Here is a 17,546-nt window from a genome sequence, read left to right on the forward strand (position 1 = left end):
GTGCTCCCCTTATTCCCCAACAGACAGGTAGATGTGGCAGGTCTGCTTCTCAATGCGGTTACCACGGCCCTTAGCACGGGCAGTGAAACGCTTGAGGGACATACCTTTTTCCACGTGAATCGTCGTGACCTTCAGCGAATCAATGTCAGCACCATCATTGTGTTCGGCGTTCGCAATAGCGGACTCGAGCACCTTTTTGATGATGCCAGCACCCTTCTTCGGGCAGAAAGTCAGAATGTTCAGCGCTTGATCCACCGGCTTGCCGCGAACCAGGTCAGCCACAAGGCGACCCTTCTGGGCGGAGAGGCGGACACCGCGCAAACTTGCATTGGTTTCCATGATCCCCCCTTACCTCTTAGCCTTCTTGCTGGCGGCGTGACCCTTGAAGGTACGCGTCAGCGCGAACTCGCCAAGTTTGTGACCGACCATGTTTTCAGTCACAAACACCGGAATATGTTGCTTGCCGTTATGCACCGCGATGGTCAGACCGATGAACTCGGGCAGAATCGTCGAGCGACGCGACCAGGTCTTGATCGGACGCTTGTCGGTGGAATTCGCTGCAGCTTCAACCTTCTTGATCAGATGGTCGTCTACAAACGGCCCTTTTTTAATGGAACGTGCCATGACTACCTCTTATCGCTTGTGACGACGCTGAACGATCATGCTGTCAGTACGCTTGTTGTTACGCGTACGATAGCCCTTGGCAGGAGTACCCCACGGGCTGACAGGCACGCGGCCTTCGCCGGTCTTGCCTTCACCACCACCGTGCGGGTGATCCACCGGGTTCATCGCCGTACCGCGAACGGTCGGGCGAATACCACGCCAACGCTGAGCACCAGCCTTACCGATCTTGCGCAGGTTGTTCTCTTCGTTACCCACTTCGCCGATGGTCGCGCGACACTCGATGTGCACGCGGCGGATTTCACCGGAACGCAGGCGCAGCTGAGCATAGATACCTTCGCGAGCCAACAGCTGAACCGAAGTACCAGCAGCGCGAGCCAGTTGAGCCCCCTTGCCAGGCAGCATTTCAACGCAGTGGATCGTGCTACCAACCGGGATATTGCGAATCGGCAGAGTGTTACCCGCCTTGATCGGAGCCTCGGAGCCGCTCAGGATTTCCTGACCAACCACCAAGCCCTTCGGGGCGATGATGTAACGACGCTCGCCATCTGCATAACACAGCAAAGCAATATTGGCAGTACGGTTCGGATCGTATTCAATACGCTCAACCTTGGCCGGAATGCCGTCCTTGTTGCGCTTGAAGTCAACCAAACGGTAGTGTTGCTTGTGACCGCCGCCCTGATGGCGAACAGTAACGCGACCATTGTTATTGCGACCGGCGTTCTTCGACTGGCTTTCCACCAGGCTAGCCAACGGCTTGCCCTTGTGAAGACCAGGATTCACCACCTTGACCAGACCGCGGCGACCCGCAGAGGTGGGTTTGACCTTGACCAACATTATGCGGCCCCTCCCTCAACGAAATTGATCTCCTGGCCTGGCTTCAGGCAGACAAACGCCTTCTTCCAGCCCTTGCGCTGACCGATCGAACGGCCAAAGCGCTTTACCTTACCCTTAACGTTCAGAACCTGTACGGAATCCACCTGAACCTTAAAGAGCAGCTCAACAGCGGCCTTGATTTCCGGCTTGGTGGCATCCGATGCCACACGGAAAACCACTTGCTCGTGCTTTTCAGCAACCGAGGTCGCCTTCTCGGAAATCTGCGGGGCGAGCAGCACCTGCAGGAGTCGTTCCTGGCTATAGCTCATTGCCACATCTCCTCGATCTTGGCGACCGCAGCGCGCGTCACGATAACGCGCGGATAGCGCACCAGCGACACCGGGTCAGCTTCGTGAGCTTCGAGCACCAGCACGTTATGCAGGTTGCGCGAAGACAGCCACAGGTTTTCATCGATTTCGTCAGTAATGACCAGCGCAGACTCAGCACCAAAGCCCTTGAGCTTCTGGGCCAGCAGACGCGTCTTGGGAGCATCAACAGAGAAGCTCTCAACCACCACCAAACGATCCTCGCGAACCAGTTGCGACAGGATCGATGCGATACCTGCGCGGAACTGCTTGCGGTTCACCTTCTGAGTAAAGTTTTCATCCGGGCGATTCGGGAAAATCCGACCACCACCACGCCACAACGGCGAAGACGACATACCGGCACGAGCATTACCCGTACCCTTTTGCTTGAAAGGCTTGTGCGTAGTGTGCTTGACTTCACCACGATCCTTTTGAGCGCGATTGCCAGAACGGGCATTCGCTTGATAGGCCACAACCAGCTGATGCACTAGCGCTTCGTTGTATTCGCGGGCAAACACCGCGTCCGAAGCCTGCACCGTAGCGGAAGCCTGGCCCTGATCATTAACCAGCTTGAGTTCCATGACGCCCCCGATCAGTTAGCCTTGACAGCCGGACGCACAATCACGTCTCCGCCATCATGCCCCGGAACTGCGCCCTTGATGAGCAGCAGACCACGCTCGACATCCACACGCACCACTTCCAGATTCTGGACGGTCGACTTAGCCGCACCCAGATGACCAGCCATGCGCTTACCCGGGAAAACACGACCCGGATCTTGCGCCATACCGATCGAACCCGGAGCGTTGTGGCTGACTGAGTTGCCGTGCGACGCACGCTGGGAGCTGAAGTTGTGACGCTTGATGGCGCCAGCAAAACCCTTACCAATGGAAGTGCCGACAACATCGACCTTTTGACCCACAGCAAAGATTTCAACGCTGATCACATCACCCGCCTTGTAGCTGGCAATCTGCTCGGCGGAAAGACGGAATTCGCGCATAACGCTACCCGCCTCAACACCCGCCTTAGCCATATGACCGGCGAGCGCCTTGGTTACGCGGCTTGCGCGGCGCTCACCAAAGGCAACCTGAATAGCGGAATAACCATCCACCTCAGGGGTCTTGATCTGGGTCACGCGATTGTTCGACACGTCAAGCACTGTCACCGGAACGGAAGCACCGTCCTCAGCAAAAATGCGAGTCATGCCGACCTTGCGACCGACAAGGCCTAGACTCATGTTTTTTCTCCTATGATCCAGTTTCGATTGACTGGATCGCAATTGGTGCTGCAATGAAAACTCACGCGCCCATTTGAACGCGAAGCGCGGGAGTTTAACTCAGAACAGATCGACTACGCAAGCAGCAGTGTTATTGCAGCTTGATTTCAACATCCACGCCAGCCGGCAGATCCAGCTTCATCAGCGCGTCAACCGTCTTGTCGGTCGGGTCGATGATATCCATCAAGCGCAGATGGGTACGGATTTCGAACTGGTCACGCGAAGACTTGTTCACGTGCGGCGAGCGCAGGATGTCAAAGCGCTCAATCTTGGTCGGCATGGGAACGGGGCCACGAACCACAGCGCCAGTGCGCTTAGCGGTTTCAACGATTTCCTGGGCGGACTGATCAATCAGGCGATAGTCAAATGCCTTCAGACGGATGCGGATTTTTTGATTTGCCATGATGTTTCCAAAAGAGCGATAAAGAGCACAAAGAACAAACGGCGCGCCACTCAGGCGCGCCGCTCAAACATGAATTACTCGATGATCTTGGCGACGACGCCGGCGCCAACGGTACGGCCACCTTCGCGGATTGCGAAGCGCAGACCTTCTTCCATGGCGATCGGAGCAATCAGCTTCACGGTCATCTGGATGTTGTCACCCGGCATCACCATTTCCACACCTTCCGGCAGCGAGATTGCGCCCGTCACATCGGTGGTACGGAAGTAGAACTGCGGACGGTAGTTGTTGAAGAACGGGGTGTGACGACCACCTTCGTCCTTCGACAGCACGTACACTTCGCCCGTGAAGTGGGTGTGTGGCTTGATCGAACCCGGCTTGCACAGCACTTGGCCGCGCTCGACGTCTTCACGCTTGGTGCCACGCAGCAGCACGCCCACGTTGTCGCCAGCCTGACCCTGATCCAGCAGCTTGCGGAACATTTCCACGCCGGTACAGGTGGTCTTGACGGTGTCCTTAATGCCGACGATTTCGATTTCTTCGCCGACCTTGACAATGCCGCGCTCAACGCGACCGGTCACCACGGTGCCGCGACCCGAGATCGAGAACACGTCTTCGATCGGCATCAGAAAGGGCTTGTCGATGGCGCGCTCAGGCGTCGGGATGTAGCTGTCCAGCGCATCAGCCAGGGCCATGATGGCGCCTTCACCCAGCTCACCCTTGTCGCCTTCCAGCGCCTTCAGGGCAGAGCCCTTGACGATAGGCACGTCGTCGCCCGGGAAGTCGTACTTGGAGAGCAGCTCGCGCACTTCCATTTCGACCAGTTCCAGCAGCTCGGCGTCATCCACCATGTCGCACTTGTTCAGGAACACGATGATGTAAGGCACGCCCACTTGACGAGCCAGCAGGATGTGCTCGCGGGTCTGGGGCATGGGGCCGTCAGCGGCGGAACACACCAGGATGGCGCCGTCCATTTGGGCAGCACCGGTAATCATGTTCTTCACGTAGTCAGCGTGACCCGGGCAATCCACGTGGGCGTAGTGACGGTTCGCGGTTTCGTACTCGACGTGAGCGGTATTAATCGTAATACCACGCGCCTTTTCTTCCGGCGCTGCGTCGATCTGGTCGTAGGCCTTGGCCGAACCACCGAACTTCGAGGCCAGCACGGTAGTGATGGCTGCAGTCAGCGTGGTCTTGCCGTGGTCAACGTGACCAATCGTGCCGACGTTCACGTGCGGCTTCGTACGTTCAAACTTTTCCTTTGCCATTTCTAGCTCCTTCGATCTTGAATTGGATGGGATTACTTCTTGTTGATGATGGCGTCAGCGACGTTCTTCGGCGCTTCGGTGTAGTGCTTGAACTCCATGGAGTACGTAGCACGACCCTGCGACAGCGAACGCATCGTGGTCGAGTAGCCAAACATTTCAGCGAGCGGCACTTCAGCCTTGATCGCCTTGATCTGGCCAGGCAGGTCTTCCATGCCCAGCACGATGCCGCGACGACCCGAAAGATCGCCCATGATGTTGCCCATGAAGTCTTCCGGCGTTTCCACCTCAACAGCCATCATCGGCTCGAGAATCACCGGACTGGCGCGACGACAACCCTCCTTGAAGGCCATCGAGGCGGCCATCTTGAAGGCGTTTTCGTTCGAGTCCACATCATGGTAGGAACCAAAGTGCAGCGTGCACTTCACATCCACCACCGGAAAACCGGCCAGCACACCATTCGGAATGCTGTCGATCAAGCCCTTTTCAACAGCAGGAATGAACTCGCGCGGCACAACACCACCCTTGATGGCATCCACGAAAGTAAAGCCCTTGCCCGGCTCGTTCGGCTCGATCTTGATCACGACGTGACCATACTGACCACGGCCACCAGACTGCTTGACGAACTTGCCTTCAGCATCTTCGACAACCTTGCGGATGGTTTCGCGATAAGCCACCTGCGGTGCGCCCACATTGGCTTCAACACCGAACTCGCGCTTCATACGGTCCACCAGAATTTCCAGGTGCAACTCGCCCATACCGGAGATGATGGTCTGACCAGACTCCTCATCAGTACGCACGCGGAAGGACGGATCTTCCTGAGCCAGACGCCCCAGAGCGATACCCATCTTTTCCTGGTCGCCCTTGGTCTTCGGCTCAACAGCAACGTGAATCACCGGATCCGGGAACACCATGCGCTCGAGGGTCACGATGCTATCGGGCGGACACAGGGTTTCACCCGTGGTCACGGAAGACAGGCCGATGGCGGCAGCAATGTCGCCCGCGCGCACTTCGTCAATTTCCTTTCGGTCATTGGCGTGCATCTGCACCAGACGGCCAATACGTTCCTTCTTGCCCTTGATCGGGTTATACACGGAGTCGCCCGACTTCAGCACGCCGGAGTACACACGAATGAAGGTCAGCTGACCCACATACTTATCGGTCATCAGCTTGAATGCCAAGGCCGAGAACTTTTCGTCATCAGCGGCCCGACGCTCGGTTTCCTTGTCATCTTCATCCAAACCCTTGACCGGAGGGATATCCACCGGCGAAGGCATAAATTCAATGACAGCATCCAGCATACGCTGCACGCCCTTGTTCTTGAACGCAGTACCACACAGCATCGGCTGGATCTCACAGGCGATGGTGCGATCACGCAAGCCCTTGATGATTTCTTCCTCAGACAGATCGCCCGCCTCAAGATACTTATCCATCATGGATTCAGACGATTCGGCAGCAGCCTCAACCATCTTCTCGCGCCACTCGGCAGCCGTATCAGCCATATCAGCCGGAATCTCTTCGTAGCTGAACTTGGTGCCCTGGCTGGCCTCATCCCAGATGATCGCTTTCATCTTGATCAGGTCGATAACGCCGGTGAAGTTCTCCTCAGCACCGATCGGCAACACAACCGGAACCGGATTGGCACTCAGGCGGGTACGCAGCTGGTCGTACACTTTGAAAAAATTGGCGCCGGTGCGGTCCATCTTGTTAACGAACGACAGACGCGGAACCTTGTACTTATTGGCCTGGCGCCACACGGTTTCAGACTGGGGCTGAACACCACCCACAGCACAATAAACCATGCAAGCACCATCCAGCACACGCATGGAGCGCTCGACTTCAATCGTGAAGTCAACGTGCCCCGGGGTGTCGATAATGTTGATGCGGTGATCGGCGAAATTGCCGGCCATACCCTTCCAGAAACAGGTGGTGGCAGCAGAGGTGATGGTGATACCACGCTCCTGCTCCTGCTCCATCCAGTCCATGGTGGCAGCGCCATCATGCACTTCGCCGATCTTGTGATTAACACCGGTGTAGAAAAGGATACGCTCGGTGGTGGTGGTCTTGCCGGCGTCGATGTGTGCCGAGATACCGATATTGCGATATCTCTCGATGGGGGTAGTGCGTGCCACGGTTTCAGCCTCTAGTCAAATGAAGCAGGTTGAATAACAAAATCTTGCAGATGCAAACAGGCTTTCGTTAAAAGAAATCGAGCCCTTTGCAGGGCCCGACTCTTGCCTGTCACGCGGTCATCAGAAGCGGAAGTGCGAGAACGCCTTGTTGGCATCAGCCATACGGTGCACTTCGTCACGCTTCTTCATGGCGGCGCCACGGCCTTCAGAAGCCTCAAGCAGCTCGCCGGCCAGGCGCTGAGCCATGGTCTTCTCGGAGCGCTTGCGGGCAGCTTCACGCAGCCAGCGCATCGACAGAGCCATACGACGGCTCGGACGAACTTCAACCGGCACCTGGTAGTTTGCACCACCCACGCGACGGCTCTTCACCTCAACCACCGGCTTGACGTTGGCGATTGCAGTGGAAAAGATCTCCAGAGGGTCCTTGCTGGACTTGCTGGAGATCACAGCAAAGGCGCCATACACGATACCTTCGGCAACCGACTTCTTGCCGCTATCCATGATGACGTTGATGAACTTGGAAACATCCTGGGAGCCAAACTTCGGATCCGGCAGAATTTCACGCTTCGGTACTTCGCGACGACGGGGCATGTCTATCTCCTTTCGTCAATGATCAGGATTTTTTCGGGCGCTTAGCGCCGTACTTGGAGCGGGATTGCTTGCGATCCTTGACGCCTTGCAGGTCAAGAGAGCCGCGCACGATGTGATAACGCACACCCGGCAAATCCTTCACACGACCACCGCGAATCAGCACAACCGAGTGTTCCTGCAGGTTGTGGCCTTCACCGCCGATGTAGGAAATAACCTCAAAACCGTTGGTCAGACGCACCTTGGCAACCTTACGCAGAGCCGAGTTCGGCTTCTTCGGGGTCGTGGTGTAAACACGGGTACATACGCCACGCTTCTGGGGACAAGCTTCCAGAGCAGGCACCTTGCTTTTCGTCACTTGAGCCTCGCGGCCCTTGCGAACGAGTTGATTGATAGTTGGCATTACTTTTCCTCGGATCTCACCACCAGCCGGAAAATTCCGACACGGGCCGCGATCAAACAATACAGGGCCGGCTGCGATTGGCCGGCCCATCCCAAGACGCGGGAGTCTATACGACTCCCGCAAACTCCGTCAAGCAACGTCGGGCGATTCGCCTTCAGCCACTGCGGCAATTTCCTCCGGCGAAGCAAACAAGGCATTCGCAGCATCCAGACCCGGGGTCTGATTGCGGCGGTTGCGGTGGTAAGCCAGACCGGTACCAGCCGGGATCAAACGACCGACAATGACGTTTTCCTTCAGGCCGCGCAGATCATCCTTCTTGCCCATGATCGCCGCTTCGGTCAGCACACGGGTGGTTTCCTGGAAGGAAGCCGCCGAGATGAACGAATCGGTGGAAAGCGAAGCCTTGGTGATACCCAGCAGCATATATTCGTAGCTGGCAGGCAGCTTGCCTTCGGCAATGAGCTTGTCGTTTTCGTCCAGCACTTCGGAACGCTCGACTTGCTCTTCGCGAATGAAACGGCTTTCTGCCGGTTCGCTCACGATCACGCGGCGCAGCATCTGGCGGACGATCACCTCAATGTGCTTGTCGTTGATCTTCACACCTTGCAGTCGATACACATCCTGCACTTCGTCGATGATGTAGCGGGCCAGCGCCTCCACGCCCTGCAGACGCAGGATGTCGTGCGGATCAGCCGGGCCATCGACGATCAACTCGCCGCGCTGCACCACCTGACCATCGTGCACCAGCACATGCTTGTCCTTCGGAATCAGCGACTCATGCACCGTGCCATCAGGCTCGGTGATCACCAGGCGCTGCTTGCCCTTGGTGTCCTTACCGAAGGACAGGGTGCCCGTCACTTCGGCCAGCACACCAGCATCCTTCGGCGCACGGGCTTCAAACAGCTCAGCAACGCGCGGCAGACCACCGGTAATGTCACGGGTCTTGGCAGACTCTTGCGGGATCTTGGCCAGAACGTCACCCACCGACACCTGCTGACCATCCTTCACCGTGATCAGCGAACCGACCTGGAAGGTGATGGTCACCGCATGATCAGTACCGGCGATCTTCACTTCTTCGCCAGAATCGTTGATCAGCTTGACCTGCGGGCGCACGCCCTTGGTGCTGGCACTGCGGCGCTTGGCATCAATGACGACCAGGGTCGACAGACCGGTCACTTCATCGATCTGCTTGGCAACCGTGGCGCCTTCTTCGACATTCTCGAACTTGATCGTGCCCGAGTACTCGGTGATGATCGGACGGGTGTGCGGATCCCACACGGCCAGCTGGACGCCGGCCTTGACGGTCTGACCGTCATCAACCAGCAGCGTGCCACCGTAGGTGAGCTTGTGACGCTCACGCTCGCGCCCTGCATCATCGGCCACCACGACTTCAGCCGAACGCGAGATAACAATCTTCTCGCCCTTGGCATTGGTGACGTAGCGCATGTTGCCAGCGAAACGCACGATACCCGCCGACTTGGCTTCAACCGAACTTGCAACCGCAGCTCGCGATGCGGCACCACCCACGTGGAAGGTACGCATGGTCAGCTGGGTGCCCGGCTCGCCGATCGACTGAGCCGCGATCACACCCACCGCTTCACCGACGTTCACCAGATTGCCACGACCGAGGTCGCGGCCGTAACACTTGGCGCACAAACCGTAGCGGGTTTCGCAGGTCAGCGGAGCGCGCACGCGCACTTCGTCAATCCCCAGCGCATCAATCAGGTCACACGCATCTTCGTCCAGCAGCGAGCCGGCGTAGATGACGGTTTCCTGGCTTTCCGGGCTGACCACATCATCGGCAGCCACGCGGCCAAGAATGCGCTCACGCAACGGCTCAACCACTTCACCGCCTTCGATCATGGCCTTCATCACGAAACCGTTAGTGGTTTCGCAATCGTCCTCGGTCACGACCAGATCCTGGGTCACATCGACCAGGCGACGTGTCAGATAGCCTGAGTTAGCCGTCTTCAGCGCGGTATCCGCGAGGCCCTTACGTGCGCCGTGGGTCGAGATGAAGTACTGCAGAACGTTCAGACCTTCACGGAAGTTCGTGGTGATCGGCGTCTCGATGATGGAGCCATCCGGCTTGGCCATCAGGCCACGCATGCCGGCGAGCTGACGAATCTGCGCGGCAGAACCGCGCGCGCCGGAGTCGGCCATCATGTAAATCGAGTTGAAGGACTCCTGCTTGGTGTTGTTGCCCTCGCGGTCAACCACCGGCTCCTTGCCCAGGTGATCCATCATGGCCTTGGCCACCTGGTCACCCGTGCGGCCCCAGATATCCACAACCTTGTTATAGCGCTCGCCGTCAGTCACCAGACCAGACGAATACTGCTGGGCAATTTCCTTCACTTCAGCTTCAGCAGCGCCAATGATTGTTTCCTTCTCGGCGGGGACGAGCATGTCCTTCACCGCAATGGAAATACCAGCACGCGTGGCCAGACGGAAACCGAACTGCATCAGCTTGTCGGCGAAGATCACTGTTTCGCGCAGGCCACAGCGGCGGAAGGAGGTGTTGATCAGACGAGAAATCTCTTTCTTCTTCAGCGCCTTGTCGATCACCGAGAACGGCAGGCCTGCCGGCAGGATTTCGGACAACAGGGAGCGGCCAGCCGTGGTGTGATAGCGCTTGACCGTTTCGGTCTTGTTGCCATCTGCATCCACTTCCACTTCGCGAATACGCACGGTGATCTTGGCGTGCAGCGAGATCTGACCGGATTCGTAGGCGCGCTTGACTTCCGACACGTCTGTAAACAGCATGCCTTCGCCAGCGCTATTCACGCCGGCACGAGTAGCGTAATACAGGCCCAGCACCACGTCTTGCGACGGAACGATGATCGGCTCGCCGTTGGCGGGCGACAGCACGTTGTTGGAAGCCAGCATCAGGGTGCGACATTCCATTTGTGCTTCGAGCGACAGCGGCACGTGAACGGCCATCTGGTCACCGTCGAAGTCGGCGTTAAAGGCAGCACAAACCAGCGGATGCAACTGGATTGCCTTGCCTTCGATCAGGGTCGGTTCGAAAGCCTGGATACCCAGACGGTGCAGGGTCGGTGCGCGGTTGAGCATCACCGGATGCTCGCGAATCACCTCTTCAAGGATGTCCCACACCACCGGCTCTTGCGATTCAACCAGCTTCTTGGCTTGCTTGATCGTGGTAGCCAAGCCCATCAGTTCGAGCTTGTTGAAGATGAAGGGCTTGAACAATTCAAGGGCCATCAGCTTCGGCAGGCCGCACTGGTGCAGCTTGAGCTGCGGGCCCACGGTAATCACGGAACGACCGGAGTAGTCGACGCGCTTACCGAGCAGGTTCTGACGGAAACGACCGCCCTTACCCTTGATCATGTCGGCCAGCGACTTCAGCGGACGCTTGTTGGCGCCGGTCATGGCCTTGCCGCGACGACCGTTGTCGAGCAGCGAGTCGACGGCTTCCTGAAGCATGCGCTTTTCATTGCGTACGATGATTTCAGGGGCCTTCAGCTCCAGCAGGCGCTTCAGACGGTTGTTACGGTTGATGACGCGACGATACAGATCGTTCAGGTCGGAGGTGGCGAAGCGGCCACCGTCCAGCGGCACCAGCGGACGCAGGTCCGGCGGCAGCACCGGCAGCACTTCCATGATCATCCAGTCCGGCTTGATACCGGACTGAGTGAAGGCTTCCAGCACCTTCAGGCGCTTGACGATCTTCTTGATCTTGGCTTCCGAACCGGTGGTTTCCAGCTCCGAACGCAGACGCTCGATTTCCTTGTGGATATCGATGTTGCGCAGCAGACCACGGATGCCTTCGGCACCCATCACGGCTACGAATTCATCACCGTACTCTTCGGTCTTGGCAATGAAGTCGTCTTCGGTCAACAACTGACCGCGGGTCAGCGGGGTCATGCCCGGCTCGACCACCACAAAGGCTTCGAAGTACAGCACGCGTTCGATATCGCGCAGGGTCATGTCGAGCACCATGCCGAGACGGCTCGGCAGGCTCTTCAGGAACCAGATGTGCGCCACCACCGAGGCCAGCTCGATGTGGCCCATACGCTCACGGCGAACCTTAGAGAGGGTGACTTCAACGCCACACTTCTCGCAGATCACGCCACGGTGCTTAAGGCGCTTGTACTTACCGCACAGGCACTCATAGTCCTTCACCGGGCCGAAGATCTTGGCGCAGAACAGACCATCACGCTCTGGCTTGAAGGTACGGTAGTTGATGGTCTCGGGCTTCTTGACTTCACCGTAGGACCAGGAGCGGATCTTGTCCGGCGAAGCGAGTCCGATGGTAATCGCATCGAACTCTTCTTCGTTCGGCAGGCTTTGCTTGAACAGGTCAGCGAGCAGGCTTTTCATCTATCTTTACTCCATTCCAGTCGCGGTTCAGTAACGCTCGAGGTCGATGTCGATCGCCAGCGAACGGATTTCCTTCACCAGCACGTTGAAGGATTCCGGCATGCCGGCATCAATCTTGTGCTCACCCTTGACGATGTTTTCGTAGACCTTGGTACGGCCGGTCACGTCATCGGACTTCACCGTCAGCATTTCCTGCAGGGTGTAAGCCGCGCCGTAGGCTTCCAGTGCCCACACTTCCATTTCACCGAAGCGCTGACCACCGAACTGCGCCTTACCACCCAGCGGCTGCTGAGTCACAAGCGAGTACGGACCGGTCGAACGGGCGTGCATCTTGTCATCCACCAAGTGATGCAGCTTCAGCACATGCTTGTAGCCGACAGTGACCTTGCGCTCGAAGGATTCGCCCGTGCGGCCATCAAACAGCGACACTTGGCCGCCAGCATCCATGCCAGCCAGCTTGAGCATGCCCACGATGTCTTCTTCGGTCGCACCGTCGAACACCGGCGTTGCGAAGGGCACGCCCTTGCGCAGATTACCGGCCAGATCGAAGACTTCTGCGTCCTTGAGGCCCTTGATGTCTTCAGCCTTGCCACTGCTGTTGTAGATCTCTTCGAGCAGGGCGCGCACTTCCTTGGCTGTCGCTTCAGCACGCAGCATGGCGCTGATCTTGTCGCCCAAGCCCTTGGCAGCCCAGCCCAAGTGGGTCTCAAGAATCTGACCGATGTTCATCCGTGACGGCACACCCAGCGGGTTCAGCACGATATCAACCGGCAGACCGTTTTCCATGTAGGGCATGTCTTCAACCGGCAGGATCTTGGAAACCACACCCTTGTTACCGTGACGACCCGCCATCTTGTCGCCCGGCTGCAGGCGGCGCTTTACAGCAAGATAGACCTTGACCATCTTCTGCACGCCCGGGGGCAGTTCATCGCCCTGGGTGAGCTTCTTGCGCTTAGCTTCGAACGCAAGATCGAAATCCTTGCGGGTCTTTTCCAGGCCTTCGCGCAGTTGTTCCAGCTGGACAGCCACGGCGTCGTCGGCCATGCGGATGTCAAACCAGTTGTACTGCTCGAGGGTTTCCAGATAGGCCTTGTCGATCTTGGTACCCTTGGCAAGCTTCTTCGGGCCGCCATTGGCGGCCTGGCCAATGATCAGGCGCTCGATACGCTCAAAGGTATCGCGTTCCACGATACGCATCTGGTCCGCCAGATCAAGACGGAAGCTCTTGAGCATGTCGTCGATGATGGACTGGGCACGCTTGTCGCGCTCGATGCCTTCGCGAGTGAAGACCTGCACGTCAATGACGGTGCCATTCATGCCCGAAGGCACGCGCAGCGAGGTGTCCTTCACATCGGAAGCCTTCTCGCCGAAAATCGCGCGCAGCAGCTTCTCTTCCGGCGTCAGCTGGGTCTCGCCCTTAGGCGTAACCTTGCCGACCAGCACGTCACCGGCTTCCACTTCCGCGCCGATGTACACGATGCCGGACTCATCCAGACGACCCAACTGCGCCTCACCCAGCGAAGCGATATCGCGGGTAATGTCTTCCGGCCCAAGCTTGGTGTCACGCGCAACGACAGTCAGCTCTTCGATATGGATCGAAGTGAAGCGGTCATCGGCCACGACGCGTTCGGAGATCAGGATCGAATCTTCGAAGTTGTAACCGTTCCAGGTCATGAAGGCGACCAGCATGTTCTGACCCAGAGCGAGTTCGCCGAGGTCAGTCGATGCACCGTCAGCAATCACGTCACCCTTTGCCAGACGATCGCCAATCTTCACGATCGGGCGCTGGTTGATGTTGGTGTTCTGGTTCGAGCGGGTGTACTTGATCAGGTTGTAGATATCGACACCGACTTCGCCCGGCACGGTTTCGTCGTCATTGACACGAATCACCACGCGATTGGCATCGATGTAATCCACTACGCCGCCACGCAAGGCCTGCACGGTCGTGCCCGAGTCGACCGCCACGGTACGCTCGATGCCGGTACCGACCAGCGGCTTTTCCGGACGCAGGCAAGGCACCGCCTGACGTTGCATGTTCGCACCCATCAAGGCGCGGTTCGCATCGTCATGCTCAAGGAACGGGATCAGCGAAGCCGCAACAGACACGATCTGCGACGGCGACACGTCCATGTACTGAACCTGACCCGGCTCGACCAGCATGGCTTCACCCTTGTAGCGGGCGGAAACCAGATCGCCTTGCAAGCTGCCATCGTCACCCATCTGGGCGTTGGCCTGGGCAATGATGTACTGGCCTTCTTCGATGGCCGACAGGTAATCGATCTGGTCGGTCACCTTGTTGTCGATCACGCGGCGATACGGCGTCTCGAGGAAGCCGTGACGGTTGGTCGTGCCATACACGGCCAGCGAGTTGATCAGGCCGATGTTCGGACCTTCAGGCGTTTCGATCGGGCACACACGACCATAGTGGGTCGGGTGCACGTCGCGCACTTCAAAGCCGGCACGCTCACGCGTCAGACCGCCCGGGCCAAGAGCCGACACGCGGCGCTTGTGGGTAATTTCCGACAGCGGATTGGTCTGGTCCATGAACTGCGACAGCTGGGACGAACCGAAGAACTCCTTGATCGCGGCCGAAATCGGCTTGGCATTGATCAGGTCGTGCGGCATCAGGTTGTCGCTCTCGGCTTGGCCGAGGCGTTCCTTGACGGCGCGCTCTACGCGCACCAAACCGGCACGGAACTGGTTCTCGGCCAGTTCGCCCACGCAACGCACACGGCGGTTACCGAGGTGATCGATATCGTCGATTTCGCCACGGCCGTTACGCAACTCGAGCAGCACGCCGATCACGGCCATGATGTCGTCGTTGGCCAGAACGCCAGAGCCCTCTTCGCCTTGCGGGCCGACGCGCTCATAGAAGCGCTTGAGCCATTCCGGCGACTTGTCGTCCATCTTTTCCGGGTAGGCGCGGCGATTGAACTTCATGCGGCCCACGGCCGACAGGTCGTAACGGTCTTCGGAGTAGAACAGGCTATTGAAAAGCGACTCGACGGCATCTTCGGTGGGCGGCTCGCCCGGGCGCATCATGCGATAGATGGCCACGCGTGCTTGCCACTGGTCGAGGGTTTCATCCGAGCGCAGGGTCTGCGAGATGTAACCACCACGGTCCAGGTCGTTAATGTAGAGGGTCTTGAAGCCCTTTACACCGGCAGTGGACAGCTTCGCCAGCAGGTCTTCAGTCAGCTCATCATTGGCACGCGCCAGCACTTCACCGGTTTCCGGATCAGCAACATCATGCGCCAAGGCACGGCCCAGCAGAAAGTCTTCCGGCACCGCAACCGAGGTCACGCCCGCCGTGGCGATGTCGCGCACATGCTTGGCATTGATGCGCTTGTCCTTGCCGACAATCAGATTGCCCTTGGGGTCGAAAATGTCAAAGCGGGCCACTTCGCCACGCAGGCGCTCGGGCAGCACTTCGAAACGGATCTCTTCTCCCGCCAGTTCGAAAGACTCGAAATCGTGGAAAGTGGAGAGGATTTCCTCGTTGTTCATCCCGATCGCCTTGAGCAGGATGGTGACCGGCATCTTGCGACGACGGTCAACGCGGAAGAACAGGAAGTCCTTGGGGTCGAACTCGAAGTCCAGCCAGGAGCCGCGGTACGGAATGATACGCGCCGAGAACAGCAGCTTGCCCGAGCTATGGGTCTTGCCACGGTCGTGCTCGAAGAACACGCCAGGAGAGCGGTGCAACTGCGACACGATGACACGCTCGGTGCCATTGATGACGAAAGAACCGGTCGTGGTCATGAGCGGAATTTCGCCCATATACACTTCCTGCTCCTTCACTTCCTTGATGGTTTCCTTGGACGCTTCGCGATCAAGAATCACCAGACGCACGCGAGCACGCAAAGGCGAAGCGAAGGTCAGGCCGCGCTGCTGGCACTCCTTCACATCGAATGCGGGCTCACCGAGAATGTAGTGAACGAATTCGAGGCGCGCATTACCTGAATGCGAGCTGATCGGAAAAATGGAAGTGAAGGCGGCTTGAAGGCCTTCGTTGCGCCGTTCCTCTACAAGCAGATCGGTCTGCAGGAACGAAGTATAGGATTCCAATTGGGTGGCCAAAAGGAAGGGCACATCCAGAACAGCTGCGCGCTTGGCAAAGCTCTTGCGAATGCGTTTTTTCTCGGTGTAGGAGTACGCCATGGAAGCTCCGGGTCAAGAGTCCAACAACAGAGGACACAAGAAAACGGATTAAATCACCCGCTGTCTTCTGGCCTCTGCAGGCCGGCACCGTACCGTTTTCACGGCGATGCCACAAAACGACAAAAGGGTTGGCGGCCGTGGCCACCAACCCTGCTTGCGAAAAGCGAGATTACTTGATCTCGACCTTTGCGCCAGCTTCTTCCAGCTGCTTCTTCAGAGCTTCTGCATCAGCCTTGGCAATGCCTTCCTTGACGGGCTTCGGAGCACCATCAACGAGGTCCTTGGCTTCCTTCAGGCCCAGGCCGGTCACGGCGCGGACAACCTTAATGACTTCAACCTTCTTGTCGCCGGCACCAGCCAGGATGACGGTGAACTCGGTCTGCTCTTCAACAGCAGCAGCAGCAGCGCCACCAGCAGCCGGAGCGGCCATAGCAGCGGCGGACACGCCGAACTTCTCTTCAACAGCCTTCACCAGGTCGTTGAGTTCCATCACGGACATGGTGTCGAGGGCCGCCAGGAATGCGTCTTTATCGAATGCCATTTTGATTTCCTAAATTTGAAAGTGATTGATTTGATTCAGCTTGCAGTTAAGCAGCGGCTTCGGCTTCAGCGGCAACAGCAGGGCCACCCTTTTGCTCGGCAACAGCGGCGAGAACGCGCGCGAAGCCAGAGATCGGGGCCTGCATGACGCCCAGCAGTTGTGCCAGCAGCACTTCGCGGCTCGGGATCGAGGCCAGCGCTTGCACGCCTGCCTTATCCAGCACCTTGCCACCGTACGAACCTGCACGCAGAACCAACTTGTCGTTGGTCTTAGCGAAGTCGCTCAGCACACGCGCCGGGGCAACCGCGTCCACACCGATCGAATAGATCAGCGGGCCGGTCATCTGATCGGCGAGGCCAGCAAACGCAGTGTCAGCCACCGCGCGCTTTGCCAGGGTGTTCTTCAGCACACGCAGGTAAACGCCCTGTTCGCGGGCCTTGGCACGCAGCACGGTGAGGTGTCCCACCTCAATGCCACGGTACTCGGCAACCACGATCGTTTGAGCGTTCGCAACCTGTGCAGACACCTCGGCTACTACAGCCTTCTTGTCATCAAGATTGAGACTCAAGGTCAGCTCCTTACTCAAAAGAATGTCGCGGATCTCTCCGCACATCCAACCACGGCGACCTCAAATTCAGGG

General features: G+C 58.1%; 15 protein-coding genes. All 15 read right to left on the reverse strand.

Annotated features, from left to right (window positions below):
* Window positions 1-9 precede the first annotated feature (9 nt).
* Complete coding sequence (rplV, locus tag C0V76_RS07435; RefSeq protein ID WP_101941766.1) at window positions 10-339, reverse strand: 50S ribosomal protein L22; 330 nt, start codon at window positions 337-339, stop codon at window positions 10-12.
* A 9-nt stretch (window positions 340-348) separates the two neighbouring features.
* Window positions 349-624: a 30S ribosomal protein S19 gene (gene rpsS, locus C0V76_RS07440; protein ID WP_101941767.1), complete on the reverse strand. Its 276-nt coding sequence runs from the start codon at window positions 622-624 to the stop codon at window positions 349-351.
* 9 nt (window positions 625-633) lie between these two features.
* Complete coding sequence (rplB, locus tag C0V76_RS07445; protein WP_101941768.1) at window positions 634-1,461, reverse strand: 50S ribosomal protein L2; 828 nt, start codon at window positions 1,459-1,461, stop codon at window positions 634-636.
* A complete protein-coding gene (gene rplW, locus C0V76_RS07450) occupies window positions 1,458-1,766 on the reverse strand; it encodes a 50S ribosomal protein L23 (RefSeq protein ID WP_101941769.1) in 309 nt (102 codons plus the stop codon). The genes rplB and rplW overlap by 4 nt, the downstream gene beginning before the upstream one ends.
* On the reverse strand, window positions 1,763-2,383 hold the full coding sequence (gene rplD, locus C0V76_RS07455) for a 50S ribosomal protein L4 (protein ID WP_101941770.1): 621 nt from the start codon (window positions 2,381-2,383) through the stop codon (window positions 1,763-1,765). The genes rplW and rplD overlap by 4 nt, the downstream gene beginning before the upstream one ends.
* 11 nt (window positions 2,384-2,394) lie before the next feature.
* A complete protein-coding gene (gene rplC, locus C0V76_RS07460; RefSeq protein WP_101941771.1) occupies window positions 2,395-3,036 on the reverse strand; it encodes a 50S ribosomal protein L3 in 642 nt (213 codons plus the stop codon).
* 130 nt (window positions 3,037-3,166) lie between these two features.
* Entirely contained in the window at window positions 3,167-3,478 is a 312-nt protein-coding gene (gene rpsJ, locus C0V76_RS07465) for a 30S ribosomal protein S10 (RefSeq protein WP_101941772.1), read from the reverse strand.
* A gap of 74 nt (window positions 3,479-3,552) precedes the next feature.
* Window positions 3,553-4,743, reverse strand: coding sequence for an elongation factor Tu (gene tuf / locus C0V76_RS07470; protein WP_101941773.1), 1,191 nt, complete (start codon window positions 4,741-4,743; stop codon window positions 3,553-3,555).
* 32 nt (window positions 4,744-4,775) lie between these two features.
* Window positions 4,776-6,872 carry an elongation factor G gene (gene fusA / locus C0V76_RS07475; RefSeq protein ID WP_101941774.1) on the reverse strand — a complete coding sequence of 699 codons (2,097 nt, stop codon included), beginning with the start codon at window positions 6,870-6,872 and terminating at the stop codon, window positions 4,776-4,778.
* 120 nt (window positions 6,873-6,992) lie between these two features.
* A complete protein-coding gene (rpsG, locus tag C0V76_RS07480) occupies window positions 6,993-7,463 on the reverse strand; it encodes a 30S ribosomal protein S7 (RefSeq protein ID WP_101941775.1) in 471 nt (156 codons plus the stop codon).
* Between the two features lie 22 nt (window positions 7,464-7,485).
* Window positions 7,486-7,863, reverse strand: coding sequence for a 30S ribosomal protein S12 (gene rpsL, locus C0V76_RS07485; protein WP_101941776.1), 378 nt, complete (start codon window positions 7,861-7,863; stop codon window positions 7,486-7,488).
* Between the two features lie 129 nt (window positions 7,864-7,992).
* Window positions 7,993-12,204, reverse strand: a complete 4,212-nt coding sequence (gene rpoC, locus C0V76_RS07490) for a DNA-directed RNA polymerase subunit beta' (RefSeq protein ID WP_101941777.1) — start codon at window positions 12,202-12,204, stop codon at window positions 7,993-7,995.
* Between the two features lie 27 nt (window positions 12,205-12,231).
* Entirely contained in the window at window positions 12,232-16,365 is a 4,134-nt protein-coding gene (gene rpoB / locus C0V76_RS07495) for a DNA-directed RNA polymerase subunit beta (RefSeq protein ID WP_101941778.1), read from the reverse strand.
* 169 nt (window positions 16,366-16,534) lie between these two features.
* Complete coding sequence (rplL, locus tag C0V76_RS07500) at window positions 16,535-16,906, reverse strand: 50S ribosomal protein L7/L12 (protein WP_101941779.1); 372 nt, start codon at window positions 16,904-16,906, stop codon at window positions 16,535-16,537.
* Between the two features lie 46 nt (window positions 16,907-16,952).
* A complete protein-coding gene (rplJ, locus tag C0V76_RS07505) occupies window positions 16,953-17,474 on the reverse strand; it encodes a 50S ribosomal protein L10 (protein WP_216821689.1) in 522 nt (173 codons plus the stop codon).
* Window positions 17,475-17,546 lie beyond the last annotated feature (72 nt).

This window comes from Uliginosibacterium sp. TH139, from assembly GCF_002855595.1.
GTDB classification, from domain to species: Bacteria; Pseudomonadota; Gammaproteobacteria; order Burkholderiales; family Rhodocyclaceae; genus Uliginosibacterium; species Uliginosibacterium aquaticum.